Source organism: Streptomyces sp. NRRL F-5630 (genome assembly GCF_000719475.1).
GTDB lineage: Bacteria > Actinomycetota > Actinomycetes > Streptomycetales > Streptomycetaceae > Streptomyces.
Genome location: NZ_JOGO01000040.1, coordinates 22,555 through 34,760, shown reverse-complemented (window position 1 = coordinate 34,760; position 12,206 = coordinate 22,555). Strand labels below are relative to the sequence as shown.

Here is a 12,206-nt window from a genome sequence, read left to right as displayed (position 1 = left end):
CTGGTCCGGGTTGGCCATCACCTGCTCCAGGCACCGGGCAACCGGCGCTGAGGCACTGGGTAACGGGGGCCGGGCCGTCGGGGGCAGGGCCGACCGATCCGGCGGCGCGGGCGGGGACTCAGCACGGAGACGACCTCCAGGTATTGAGAGCAAGCGGCCATGACGCCGTCACGCCTCCGGAAGCCGGCGGGCGTAGTAGGAGACGTGGTCGCTGTCGCTGTACTGGCTGCGTTCGCTACGCAGGACGTCGGGCTGGTCGGCGGCCAGCTGCTGGAGCACCGCCTCGATCCACGCGGTGGTGCGCTGGAGGGTGAGGCGGCTCAGGTCCAGGTCGGAGATCCACAGCTGGACGTCCTTGTGCCGGTGGCGGGTGCCGCGCACCCAGGAGTGCAGCTGCTCGCGGACGGTGTCGTCAGTGGGGCGGGCGGGGATGTCGCGGGGCAGCGCCCGGCACGTCGTGGCGTGCGCGTTGGCGACCTTCGCGGCGTCGGCGAGGCTGTAGCGCGTGCTGTACGGTCGCTTGCCGCTCTCGCGGGTGGCGTAGTGGCAGCCGAGGCAGGCGACCGCGTAGTAGGTGCTGTACTCCCCGGCGCCGGTGGTGTAGACGAGGACAATGGCGTGGGCCTGGTTGTAGTACCGCTGGGTGACGGTGACGCCTTCGGGCTTCCAGGTCTCCCCGATCTCGGGCCACGGCTCGGGGGCGGGCTCGGGGCGGCGGGTGAAGAGCGTGAGAGCCATGAGTGCTCCTTGGGTGGCTGGGTTGGGCGGGCCGGGCGGCCTGTCCCGCTCTCGCCCCGTGTGTGCGGGGCGAGAGCGAGGCGGAGCGCCGGGTCAGTTCCAGGTAGGCGGCCCCGGGGCGGCCCGGAGACCCCTCAGCCGTGCAGGCCGGTGAGGTCGTCGTCGGCGTGCTGGGGCTGGGTGGGAGTGGGTTCGGCGGTGCCGTGGGCGATGACTGCGAGGGTCTTGCTGAGCCGGTGTCCCTGCGCGACGGCCGCCTCCAGGAGCTCGGTGAGCCGCGGATCCAGGCGGTGGTGACGGGCGCCGACGAGAACGCCTTCGAGGCGGGCGAGGTCAAGGAGGAGACGGCCTCGGACGTCGAGGACGGGGGGCTGGAGGGACAGCGTGGTCGGGTACTTCGCGATGGCGAGCGCCGCGTGGTCGGCGACTCGCGCGTTCGCGGTCTCGGTCTGTTCGGCGAGCGTGCTGTCGATCTCGCGGGTGGTGGGGCGGGGGCGGCCGATCCTGCGGCGGGGCCGGGGGATGAGCACGATGAACCCTCCATGTCGTCGGTGGCGTGGACGTTCAAGCGCCCGCCGCGCCTGGTGGCGGGCTGGCGGGCGCGGTGGAGCTCAGGCCGGTCGGCCTGTCCGGTCACCGGCAGCCGACCGCCCGGGGTATGGGCGGTGGCGGCCGGTGACCAGGCGGAGCGACCGGATCAGCGGCCCAGCTGGCGGACGTTGTCCGGGGCGGGGCCGTCGGGCTGGGCCGGGATGTGGATCTGCGGCTGGACCGTGATCTGCGGGGCACCGGTGTGGACGGTGGAGAAGACCCGCGGCCGCAGGCTCAGTCCGCGCAGGGCGAAGGCCGACGCGAACGTCCAGGCGAGGACGGCGATGGCGGTGGCGACGGTGCGCGAGGTGTCCGGGGTCGTCGTCCAGACCATCGCGATGCCCGCGCACCCCCATGCCAGCCACGTCAGCCGGATCCCGTTGCTGCGGGTGATGAACCCGGCGATCAGGGAGAACAGGCCGGTGACCTGCCACAGGGTGTAGACGGTGGAGGCGCTGATCGGCAGGTCGGCGGAGTGGGTGGCGATGTAGGAGCGGATCGGGTTGTCGATCGTGGCCCACACGCCGGTGGAGGTGTTGTCGCCGACCTGGACGTTCGGCACGGCGGTGAGGATGCGGTGCGCGGCATCCAGCAGGACGTTGACGGCGCCGTTGAAGAGCAGGACGACGAACGAGAAGGCGGCGATGGCGGCGACGGCCTTGATCCAGTTGGCCATGCCGTGCCATCCGGCATCAGGTGCGCGGCGGACGTCTTCCCACAGCTCGTGGAGGGTGCCGCCCTTGTCCCATGCCTCGTTCCACCAGGTGCGGGCTTCGGAGAGGCGGGACGCCTTCTTCGTCGACGTCGACTTCGTGCGGTCGTTGTCGGCGGCCGGGGTCGGGTCGTTGGGTGCCAAGGTGATGCTGCTCCTTGTCGAGACGGTGGTGGTGCGGGCCGGGCGGCCTGTCCCGTCCCCGGCGCCCAGGAGCGGGCCGGGCGGGGCGGGGGCGAGGCAGGCAGCCCGGCTCATCCGTGGAACTTGTTGCGCCGGAAAACCGCCTTGCGGATGTTGACCGTGGTGCCGCCCCCGCCGTTGCCACGCGAGGCTCCGCGTACGGCGAGCGCGAGGAAGAGCAGTACGAACAGGCCGGTCACGCTCATCACGGCCTGGCCGGTCGCGGTGAGGATGGCGGGCAGTTGCGCGAGGGCCGGAGCGACAGCACCGACGCCGACCCCGGCGAGTGCGATGCCGCCGCCGGTCGACAGGGCGATGGCGCTGTACTTCCACACGAACGCCGGCACCGCTCGCTGCGGTGCGGCCGGAGCGGCGGGCGGAAGCAGGTGGGTCGGTGCCGGAGCCATGACCTGCGGGTAGGTGGGGGCCGGGGCGAGGGCCGCCTGCTGGTATTGCGCGCGGAGGTACTGGAGGGCTTCCTCCCGGCGGACCAGCTCGTAGACGCGCGCCATGTACGCCTCGTCGGTGGGGAGTCCGACGGTGGTGTGGGCGGGCGCGGCCGGGAGGTCGCCGGGCCGGGCGTCAGGGCGGGCCTCGGGGAACAGGGCCCAGATCTGTTCCAGTCCGTCGACCGGGAGGCCGGCGGTGGGCGGGCCGGGGTGCGGCGGGGTGTGCTGGTAGTCGGTGAGGGTGAGGTCGCGGGGTTCCACGGGGTGCTCCTTGAGGGGGGAGAGGGTGGTGGGGAACGCGAAGGACCCGCCCGGCCGGGGTGGCTGGGCGGGTCCTGGGTGGCCCGGTCGGGCCGTGGGGCGGGGGCGGGGAGGTCAGCCGAGGCTGTAGAAGGCGAGGAACGCCGCGAGGAGACCGAGGCCGGCCTTCACCCACCAGGGGCCGAACTCGAACGCGCTCCAGGCTGCCGCGAGGGCGGCGGCGCGCAGGCCCCAGCGGGCGAAGAACCCCAGCGGCTGGTGCTGCTGGAGTTCCTGGATCCGGGCGGTGCGCCGGTCCATCTCCGACTGGAGGTGTGCGCGGGTGACGGTGTCGGCCTCGGAGGTGTTCTTGAAGGTCTCGCTGTAGGAGTGCCGTTCGGCCTCCAGGCGCTCGATCTCCTCATCCGCTGTCTCCATGGTCACTCCTTGGTGTGCGAAGCGGCGGCGGCCGCGAGACCCATCGCGCCCAAGTCGCGCGCGGTGAAGCCGAGTTCGTCGGCCAGCCTCATCTTTACCACCTCCAGGTTGTCAGTCGAGACCTGGATTTCGCGTGCCTTGGATCCGTCGGAGGGGCCGACGATGCCCAGCTGGTGGAGGTAGTCCATCAGCGTCTGTGCCAGGGCGAAGCCGATGCGCAGCTTGCGCTGGAGCATCGAGGTCGACCCGAACTGGGTGGACACGACCAGTTCGACGGCTTCGAGGACCAGGGCGCCGTCCAGGCCCTCGGGCAGTACCGTCCCGGCCGGTTCGGCGGGGGCGGTGCTGGGCTGCTGGGCGGCGGCCTCGCGGGCGATGTACCGGGCGTACTGCCCGGAGTCGTCCTTGAGGGCCCTGCCTTCCTCCGCCCACTTGCTGAGCCAGCCGCCGACCGTGCGCGGCGCCGGGGTGGCGTCGCCCAGGAGCTGCTGGAGTGCCTCGTGCAGGAGCTTGGGCGTGTACCCGGTTTCACCGGCGGCGACCAGGAGCTCCCAGCCCTTCTCGCGCGGGTCGACCGGGCGGGTCGGGCGGGGGAGCGGGGCCGCTGCCGGAGCGGCGGCCGGGGCGGCGGCAGGAGCCGGGCCGGCGGGAACCGCGATCGGCCCGGCGGCCGGGTCGAGGCTGGCGTTGACGGCGGCGAACAGTTCCACCGCGCCGCCGAAGCCCTCGAACCCCTGCGGCACCGAGGCCGCAGGTGCCGCAGGGGTGGTGCCGGCCGATCCGGCCGGGGCCGGGGCGGAGGCGAGCAGGGTGGAGGCGTCGATGATCTCCCCGGCGTTGTCGATCGCGTGCTGCGCGGACTCGGTGAGCTGCTGGCCCTTGTAGAGGTCCGGCAGCGTGCGCGCCCAGCGCTGCGGGTAGAACGCGCCGCTCTCCACCGACGCGGACAGCTCATCCAGCGTGGGCCGCCGGGCGGCGGTCGCGGCGCAGATCTTGTCGGTGAGCTCGTCGACCAGGCGCCACACCTTCATCGCCGTGGGCTTCTTCGGCCCGAGGCGGGTGTGCATCGTCCACCCGGCGCCCGCGACAGGCGCGTCCTTCGGGTCGATCTTGATGTAGCCGGGGAAGAGGTACGCGAGTTCTTCGGCGTCGGAGACGGTCATGCCGACGCGCCACTTGGCCTGGATCTTCATGGTGGCGGTGACGACGTCCTGCGTGGCGCGCAGGCCGCAGACGAGGTTGCGCACGCGCATCGCGCGGCCCTCTTCGGCGACCTTGTCGAGCATCTCCTTGACGTCGAAGGGGAGGGAGGCGGTCTCGTCGGTGATGATGACGATGCCGGGGATCTCGTGGGAGATCGGCAGCTTGTTGTCGGTCTTCTTCTCCCGCATCAGCTGCTGGTATCCGGCCTTGCGGGCCGCGATGATCTCCCCGGCCATCTTGAGCATGAGCCGGGCTTCGTCCTCGGTGTGCGCGATCCAGTCGACGACCGGCGCGGACGCGAGACCCTCGGTGGCCCACGGGGTGATCCACGGGAGGGCGACGCCCCCGCCGGTGATGTCGATGGCCCAGATCAGCGCGTCGGGCATCCGGGCGAGCTGGCCGGTGACGACGCGCAGCGTGTTCGTCTTGCCCGCGTCCGTCTCGCCGATGAGAATGCCGCAGTCGTTGCAGAGACTGCCCAGGGCCTCCTGGCCGTTGCGGTGCACCCCGAAGGGGAACCGCTCGGTCAGCGTCAGCTCGGAGAAGTCCTCCGGGTAGGGGATGTCCTCGCTGATGACGTCCTTGAGGGTGACCTCGATCAGGATCGTGCCGCGGTTGGCGCCGGGGAAGATCTCGACGCCGCAGCCGTCGGCGAGGCGCAGGTCGGCGGCGAACTTCGGGCCGTAGCCGTTCAGGTCCTCGGCCGTGGTCCCGCCCGAGGGCAGGTCGAGCTCGACGGTGTAGCCGACCTTCCCGGGCCAGTGCTGCACGTCCTTGCCGACGCAGCCTTCCACCCGGGCGACGCGCTTCATGCGGTCTTCCCAGTCGCGCAGGATGCCGACCGACTCACGGCGCAGCTTGAGCAGCCGCTTGCGCTCGGAGCGGGTGGACTCAGAGCGGGTCGCGCCCGCGTTCGCGGCGATGCCGACGGCGGCCAGGCCCAGGCCTGTCGCCCAGCCGGTGGAGGTCAGGGGCGCGGTCGCCAGCGCCCAGGACGCCCACCCGGCCGCGGTGACCCAGGACAGGGCGCGGGTGGTGAGGGTGCCGGCCGTGGTGCCCTCGCGCAGGTCGTGGACGGCACCGGCGGCGGCCGCACCGGTGAGGGTGACGGCGGCGGCCTGCCAGGGCAGTCCGGTGATCGGGGCGAGCATCACCATCGAGGCGGCGGTCTCGCTGGCGTATCCGAGGAAGGTGGTGTGGCCGCTGGGCAGCGACCAGTCCCAGTGACGCATCGACATGGGGAGGTTCTCCGTCCTGGTCAGGAAGGGGGGGCAGGGGACAGCAACAAGGCGGATAGGCAGCAGGGGAGCCGGTGACCGGCCCCGGGGTTCGGGGTCGGCCACCGGCTCCTGGTGGTGCGGGTCGTGCTGGGGGTCGAAGGGTCAGCGGGGGGCGTTCCACATGGACTCGGCGGCCGGGCCCTTGCGGGGGTTGGTGTTGTGGCTGATCTCCAGGCGGTGGTCCTCGAGGAACAGCTTCGCGGCCATAGCGGCGTCGTCGGCCGCCGCCCGGATCATCTGGACCAGCGTGCCGAGCTCGTCGATGACACGGTCATCGACCGGGTACAGGTCGCGGGTGCGCTGGTGCAGTGCCTCGATCGCGTCGGCCAGGGCGTTCAGCCCGTAGCCGATGCCCTGGTACTCGGAGCCGACCTGGAGCATGTGGACCGGGTCGAAGGTGCGGTAGAGCACGGCCATCAGGACGCAACCCGACTCGATCCGGCCCGGCTGGAACATCGCGGCCTCGGACGCGGACGACCCGTTCGGGGTGACGTTCCACATCCACTCGTTCGTCCTCGGAGCGACGATCCGCTCGATGTCGAAGGCGTGGGCGAAGCGGAACAGGGCGACCATGTTCTCCGCGCGGGAGGCGGCGTTGACCATCCGCTGATAGGCCTCGGTCAGCTTGGCGATGGCCCGCTTGCTGCACGGGTACTTCTGGTCGGAGTTGACGGCCATCTGCTGCACGGCCATCGCCGCGGCACGGAGGCCGTTGGGCAGGCCCGCGTACTCGGCAGCGACCTCCATCATGCTGGTCGGGCTGTAGCCGGTGTACGCGGAGTGCGTCGCCCGCATGGCGAGGGCGAACTTGGAGTTGTTGCCGTCCAGCACAGTGGTGCCGGCGGCGAGAGAGGATCCGGTCATGGAGTCGGTGTCCTTCCGGGGATCGTTGACGGTGAGGTTGAGCTGGTCCGCCTTGGCTTCCTTGTCGTGGCGGGTCTTGGAACGGCGGAAGAAGAACCGCCAGACCCGTCCGGCGGTCCGGACGGGGAAGGCGAACCCGGCGAGCGGGTCGCGGTGCTTGGTGAGCAGGCGCCAGGTGCCCCACACGATTCCCAGCGGCAGCGTGAGGAGCCCGGCGAGCCCCGCGAGGAACCCCGCTCCGGCGCAGCGTGCCCAATGCCCGAGCTTGCGGGCGGCGGTGCGGCGCATCCGGTAAAGGCGGCCCGACGCCGGACCGGCCTTCGTACCGGAACCGCCCGAGCCGCCCTTCCCCTTCTTGGAGCGGCGCAGCTTGCCCGCCCAGCCGCGCACCTTCTGCATCACGCGCCCGAGGCGGGACTTCGCCGGGGTGGCGCCCTTGCCGCTGGAGCCGGAACCGGACTCGGAGCCGGAGCCGCTGGAGCCGCCGGAGGAACCGGCGCTCCCGGAGCCGCCGGTGCCCGAGCCGCCGCCCTTGCGGCGCATCTTGTTGCCCCAGCCCTTGAGGGTCTGCCACGCCTTACCGGTGCGGGACTTCTGACCGGCGCCCGCCTTCCCGCCGCCGCTGCTCCCGCCGGGGCCGTTCTTGCCGCCGGTGCCCTTGGGGGTGTTGGCACCGGGGCTGGTGGCTCCGCCGCCCAGGCCGCCGTTGCCGCGGCCGCCGCCCTTGCCGAGCAGACCGCCCAGGCCGCGCCCGTTCTTCCCGGGCCCGGACCCGCCGGTGCCGCCGCCTGCGGCGTGACGGCCGCCGCCGGGACGCCGTTCAGCGCCCTTCCCGGTGCCGTTCATCTTGCCGCCGCTGCCGTTCATCCGGCCGCCGCGATTGTTCATCCGGCCGCCCCCGGCGCCGCCGCCCGACCGGCCGCGACCACCACCGCCGCGCCCGAGCAGACCGCCCTTGCCCGCGCCCCCGCCGGCCCGGCCGGAGCCGCCTGCGGAGCGGTTCGCGGCGGCGGCCTTGCGGGTGGCGGAGACCTTCGAGCGCTTCTTGCGACCGGCCAGCGAGGCAGCGGCGACAGCCACTCCGGCCGCGCCCGCGGCGATGAGTCCGGGCACTCCGGCGACGCCGTAGGCGATGCCCGTGGCGATTCCGGTTGCGTTCGTGCCGTGGACGAGAAGCGGCAGCGCCTGGGGGCGTCCGCGGCTGGTCTTCTTCTGCTCCGGGGCCGGGTCCGTGGTCTCCGAAGGCTCGGTGACGACGGTGTATTCGGCGGGGTCGGTGTCCTCGGTGGTAGTGCCGTCGGCGGTGGTGTCCGGGGGCGCGGTCGCGGTGTCTGCCACGACGAATCTCCTCACAATGTGTAGCGGCGAGGCGAGGCGAGGCGACGCGAGGCGAGGGCAGAGCCCCCCATCACCCCCAGCTGGAGGGCGCAACAGGGGGCTGGGAGGGGGTTTCCCGCTCGCCTCGCCTCGCTTCGCTTCGCCTCGCCGCTACTTTCCGTAAACGGCGGGGTCGGGGGTGCAAAAGGTGCTTTCCAGGCCTCTGGTCGGGCCGGATCGTGCTGGGTGGAACGGGTGAAGCGGTCGGCCTGGCGGCCGCGACCGACCCCCGCAGCCACCCCGTCCGGCGGTGTGCCGAAGGGGTGCTGCGAGGGGCGACCGTGTGGGCCAGGAAGACCCTCAGATCAGGTTCCGTTTCAGGCTGCGGCCTGCTCCGGAGCCTCAATGCCGCCACCGTTGAGGAGGTCGACGGCGCGGGTCTTGCGGTCCTGCGCGGAGCCGGTGGAGATGCCCAGCTCGTCGGCGATGACGCGGACGGTGACCGCGCTCTCGCCCCGGGTCTGGATCATCGCGACGACCCTCTGCACGTCCCAATCGACCTGGTTCATGCGGGCCAGGGCGGCGGCTTCGACCGCCGCTGCCTCGTGTTCAGCGGCCCGCGCCCGACGCTCTGCGGCCTCTTCGACCGCAGCCTCCTCGCGGGCCTTGGAGAGGGCGATTTCCTCCGCGTCGCGCTGCGCCTCCAGGTCCTTGTTCACCGTCGCGGCGCGGTGTTCAGCCTCCTTCCGCTCGTGTTCAGCGGCCTCTTCGAGGGCCTTCTTGGCCGCGGCTTCGGCCTCCGCCCGGCGCTGCTCCTGCTCCGCGATGCCAGCCTCGCGGGCGGCTTCGTCGCGCTTGGCGCGGGCGGCGGCATCCGCCTGGATCCGGCGCTCTGCCTCGGTGGCCTCCGTGGCCATCTGCTGCTTCTCCAGACCCCAACTGGCCTGCACCTTCTCCCGCTCGATCTGGGCGAGGGTGCGGCGCTTCTCGGTCTCGTCGGCGAGCTCCTGCGCCTCGGCGGCCGCCTGGTCCTCAGCGAGCTTGAGCGCGTGTTGACGCCTTGCCTCACGCAGTTGAGCATCGGCTTCGGCGCGCTGAACCTCCGCCTGAGCCTCCCGTTCCGCTTCGGCTTTCGCGATCTTCAGCTGACCCTCGGCGCGGATCTTGTCGACCTCCGCCTGAATGCGAGCGGCTCCGAGTTGAACATCGGTCTTCACTCGCTGAATCTCGGCCTCGGCACGCTGAACGGCGGCCTGCGCCTCCCTCTCGACCCGCTTGGTCTCCTCCTCCAGCGGCACCGCAAGGGCACGCTCCACGCTGAACCCGAAGGGCGCCAACTTGAACGGCAGCATCTCGTTGGCCGTCGCCGCCTTCCGCCAGCCCCGCTCATCGGCGTCGTACTTCTGGCGCAGGCCCTCGCGGTAGATCCGCAGCTGCTGGTACTGAGCGGCAACCTCCTTATAGGGGAGGTTGTAGAGCCGCATCCGGCGGGCCAGGCGGGGCGTGGTCAGCGGGGAGAGGATCCACCGGGTCAGCGGGACCGACCCGAGCGGGGCTTCGCCGGCCAGCAGGTCGGCCATCCGGCCGATGTAGTGGCGGGCGGCCTCCACCGCGATGATGAACAGCACCGGGATGACGCCATGCATGGAGGCCGCAAGCGGGTCAGCCGTCCACGGCCCCTGGGGGGCCGCGGCGTTGAACGCCACCGTGGCGGCGGTCAGCCCGTGGGCCGCCCAGCGCAGGATCGGCAGCGGCATCCGCTTGCGCATCATGTAGAGGTCGAGCGCCAGGAGCACGAGGATGCCCGCGTCGATCCCGATGGGGAACGCGTAGGAGAAGAGGCCGAAGTCCTTGTCCTCCGCGAGGTTGCGCAGGGTGTCGTAGGAGCCGGTGAAGCCGATCCCGGCGAGCACCAGGCCGCCGACTCCGGCGATGACGGCGAGCAGCCGCATGGCGCGCGGGTCGCCGTCGTCCGGCTCGGTGCCAGTCTCCGGGGCGTCCTCGTGCTCCAGCTGCTCCTGGTCGTCGTTGTGGTCGGGGTGGTCGGCCGGGGCGGGGACGTCCCAGGAGTGCGGGTCGTCGTCGCCGTCCGGGCGGAGCACGTCGGGCTTGCGGAAGTCGACGGCGGTCATGTCGTGCTCTCCGGGTCGTCGGTCGGGATGAACGGCTCCAGGGCCATGCCCACGCACACCCGGACCGCGCCGAAGACGGCGAGGCCGACGGCCAGGTGCAGGCAGGTGGGCCACAGGCCGTTCACGAACAGGTCGAACAGGGCCAGGACGGTGGCGGCCACGGCGATGACCGTGGCCAGTAGCGCCGCGAAGGGGCTGGGTGCCACGTACGTGTCGTCCGTCGTCTTGTCGGGGGCCGGAGCTGTGGTTGTACTCACCGGGCACCCCCGCTGGTAGCGTTGGCCATGCGAATCGCTCCTTGTCAGCGGATCGCGAGAAACAAAGGAGAGGCCCCCTGACCGGGGCCTCTCTGCTTTGCCGAGCCGTTCCGGCTCTCCGACTCCGCCACGGCCTGGGCGGTCGTGGCGGAGCGGGAGAACCGCCGGCCCCGGCACGGAGGTCGACTCCGGCCGGGGCCGCGGCGGTCAGTCGCGGTGCTCCTTGAGGTACTGGGCGAGCTGGATCTTCACGCTCGCCATGCCGGTGTAGGCGGTCATCGCCGCCCACACGCCGTGGTTCTTCTCAGCTTCCTTGAGCAGCCAGTACGCCTCGCTGACCAGCTCGTCGGGCTCAGCGTCAATGCGGCGCAGCGGACTGACCATGCGGGCGAACATCCCGGCCATGAACGACTCCTTCGAGGTCTGGCCCCTGGACTGTCACCAGGAGCCGGGAGCGGATCAACGGAGCAGCCCGGGGTATGGGCTGCCGATGTGCGGCGGTGCTGCGTGACGGGCGGCGAGTTGACCGGCGCTCCCGCCGGACGGGAAGTGGTCAGGCCGGGTTGCGGGCGGCGCGGCGCTTCATGGAGCGGCGCTCGTCCTCGCTGAGGCCACCCCAGACGCCCGAGTCCTCACCGATCCCCAGCGCCCACTGGAGGCAGGTCTCCATCACGGAACAGCGACGGCAGATCTTCTTGGCCTCCTCGATCTGCAAGGTCGCGAGGCCGGACTCACCCACGGGGAAAAACAGCTCAGGGTCCCCATCGCGGCACGCGGCCGCGTTGCGCCAGTCGGAGAGGGTGGGCGCGGGCGCGGTCTGGCGCTTGAGGGCGGTGAGAGTGCGGGGGCGGCCGCCGGTACGGGGGCGGGTCATCGTTTTCCTTTCCCATGCGTCGTGAGGGCGGCGTGGGCAGCGTCCTGGCGGTGCAGCCAGCCCTCGATCTCCGAGGTGGTCCAGGTCGTCGGGTCGCCGTGCTCACGCCGGAAGCGGCGCAGCGTCGGTGCGGGGGTCGTTTGGGGGGAGGAGGTCGGCATCGAGGCTCCCGGGTGGGTGAGGCGGTGCAGATCGCTGACGTGGTGGCCCGCGTCCCAGGCGCGCGCCGCGGCCCGTCCGGCGAGGGCGAGCAGGCGGCGCACGCGGGGATGCGCGGGACCAAGGGAGAGGAGCGCCCGCGCCGCGAGGAGCTGTGCGGCGCGGGCGCGTCTGAGATGGGGCAGCACTTACTTCTGCTGGCTCTGGTCCTGGCTGGCCAGATGGGCGGCGATCTCGGCGGCGAGGCGGTCGGCCTCGCGCTGCGCGGCGGCCAGCCGCTCGGCCGCTTCCTGGGCGGCCCTCAGTTCCTCGCTCATCGCGCCCCCGTCCCGGTGCACGTGGTGCAGTGCGCCCAGGCCGCGCGGACGACGCCGTCGGCCAGGGTGGACGAGGTGTGGCCTCCGTGGCCCTGGCAGTCCGAGCAGGCGATGCCCGCGGCGTGGTTCAGGCGGGCGCGCTGCTCGGCGGCGGTACGCGGGGCGCGGCGGTGGGCCGGGATACGGGCGTCGGCCTGGCGGGCCTCGGCGAGCATCCGGTCCGCGAACCCCTGGGTGGTGTGCTGGGGGTGGGGGCGGGCGGGCTCGGTCGGCGGCTGCGGCTGGCGGCCACCCGTCTCGTGCGGCTGCGGCCGCGTCGGAAGCGGTGGCCTCGGTGACTGCCCCGAGCGGGTCAGGGTAGCGTTCGTCATGCGAATTCCCTCCTGGTGAAGACGGGTGTGATTCGCCGGGCTTCGGCCCCGAACGCTCCGGGTGTTGACGGCACCTGGGGC

13 protein-coding genes and 1 pseudogene are annotated in these 12,206 nt (G+C 72.3%); all 14 read right to left on the bottom strand.

From position 1 onward, the window contains the following. Window positions 1-168: 168 nt before the first annotated feature. A complete protein-coding gene (locus IF99_RS0119135) occupies window positions 169-738 on the bottom strand; it encodes a hypothetical protein (protein ID WP_030997767.1) in 570 nt (189 codons plus the stop codon). A 134-nt stretch (window positions 739-872) separates the two neighbouring features. Further along, a complete protein-coding gene (locus IF99_RS34050) occupies window positions 873-1,268 on the bottom strand; it encodes a hypothetical protein (protein ID WP_051703573.1) in 396 nt (131 codons plus the stop codon). A gap of 167 nt (window positions 1,269-1,435) precedes the next feature. Beyond that, on the bottom strand, window positions 1,436-2,299 hold the full coding sequence (locus IF99_RS31700) for a hypothetical protein (protein WP_234340758.1): 864 nt from the start codon (window positions 2,297-2,299) through the stop codon (window positions 1,436-1,438). After that, window positions 2,296-2,934, bottom strand: a complete 639-nt coding sequence (locus IF99_RS31695; protein WP_051703571.1) for a hypothetical protein — start codon at window positions 2,932-2,934, stop codon at window positions 2,296-2,298. The genes IF99_RS31700 and IF99_RS31695 overlap by 4 nt, the downstream gene beginning before the upstream one ends. A gap of 114 nt (window positions 2,935-3,048) precedes the next feature. After that, entirely contained in the window at window positions 3,049-3,351 is a 303-nt protein-coding gene (locus IF99_RS0119115; RefSeq protein WP_030997763.1) for a hypothetical protein, read from the bottom strand. Window positions 3,352-3,353: 2 nt separating this feature from the next. Continuing rightward, window positions 3,354-5,792 (bottom strand): DNA translocase FtsK, encoded by a 2,439-nt coding sequence (locus IF99_RS0119110; RefSeq protein WP_420705686.1) that lies wholly within the window; start codon window positions 5,790-5,792, stop codon window positions 3,354-3,356. A 144-nt stretch (window positions 5,793-5,936) separates the two neighbouring features. Next, window positions 5,937-8,036 carry a hypothetical protein gene (locus tag IF99_RS35025; protein WP_078655162.1) on the bottom strand — a complete coding sequence of 700 codons (2,100 nt, stop codon included), beginning with the start codon at window positions 8,034-8,036 and terminating at the stop codon, window positions 5,937-5,939. Window positions 8,037-8,392: 356 nt separating this feature from the next. Further along, window positions 8,393-10,147, bottom strand: coding sequence for a DUF2637 domain-containing protein (locus IF99_RS31690; RefSeq protein WP_051703570.1), 1,755 nt, complete (start codon window positions 10,145-10,147; stop codon window positions 8,393-8,395). After that, on the bottom strand, window positions 10,144-10,404 hold the full coding sequence (locus tag IF99_RS33530; RefSeq protein ID WP_030997761.1) for a hypothetical protein: 261 nt from the start codon (window positions 10,402-10,404) through the stop codon (window positions 10,144-10,146). The genes IF99_RS31690 and IF99_RS33530 overlap by 4 nt, the downstream gene beginning before the upstream one ends. A 207-nt stretch (window positions 10,405-10,611) precedes the next feature. Beyond that, window positions 10,612-10,809: a hypothetical protein gene (locus IF99_RS0119080; protein WP_030997760.1), complete on the bottom strand. Its 198-nt coding sequence runs from the start codon at window positions 10,807-10,809 to the stop codon at window positions 10,612-10,614. A 148-nt stretch (window positions 10,810-10,957) separates the two neighbouring features. Next, a pseudogene (locus IF99_RS35020) lies at window positions 10,958-11,197 on the bottom strand (WhiB family transcriptional regulator); the annotation flags it as partial. A 77-nt stretch (window positions 11,198-11,274) separates the two neighbouring features. Beyond that, complete coding sequence (locus IF99_RS0119070; protein WP_234340757.1) at window positions 11,275-11,625, bottom strand: hypothetical protein; 351 nt, start codon at window positions 11,623-11,625, stop codon at window positions 11,275-11,277. After that, window positions 11,626-11,754, bottom strand: a complete 129-nt coding sequence (locus tag IF99_RS35015) for a hypothetical protein (protein ID WP_267882247.1) — start codon at window positions 11,752-11,754, stop codon at window positions 11,626-11,628. It abuts the gene before it with no gap. Further along, window positions 11,751-12,125, bottom strand: a complete 375-nt coding sequence (locus IF99_RS35010) for a hypothetical protein (protein WP_051703569.1) — start codon at window positions 12,123-12,125, stop codon at window positions 11,751-11,753. Before IF99_RS35010 ends, IF99_RS35015 begins: the two co-directional genes overlap by 4 nt. Between the last annotated feature and the right edge of the window lie 81 nt (window positions 12,126-12,206).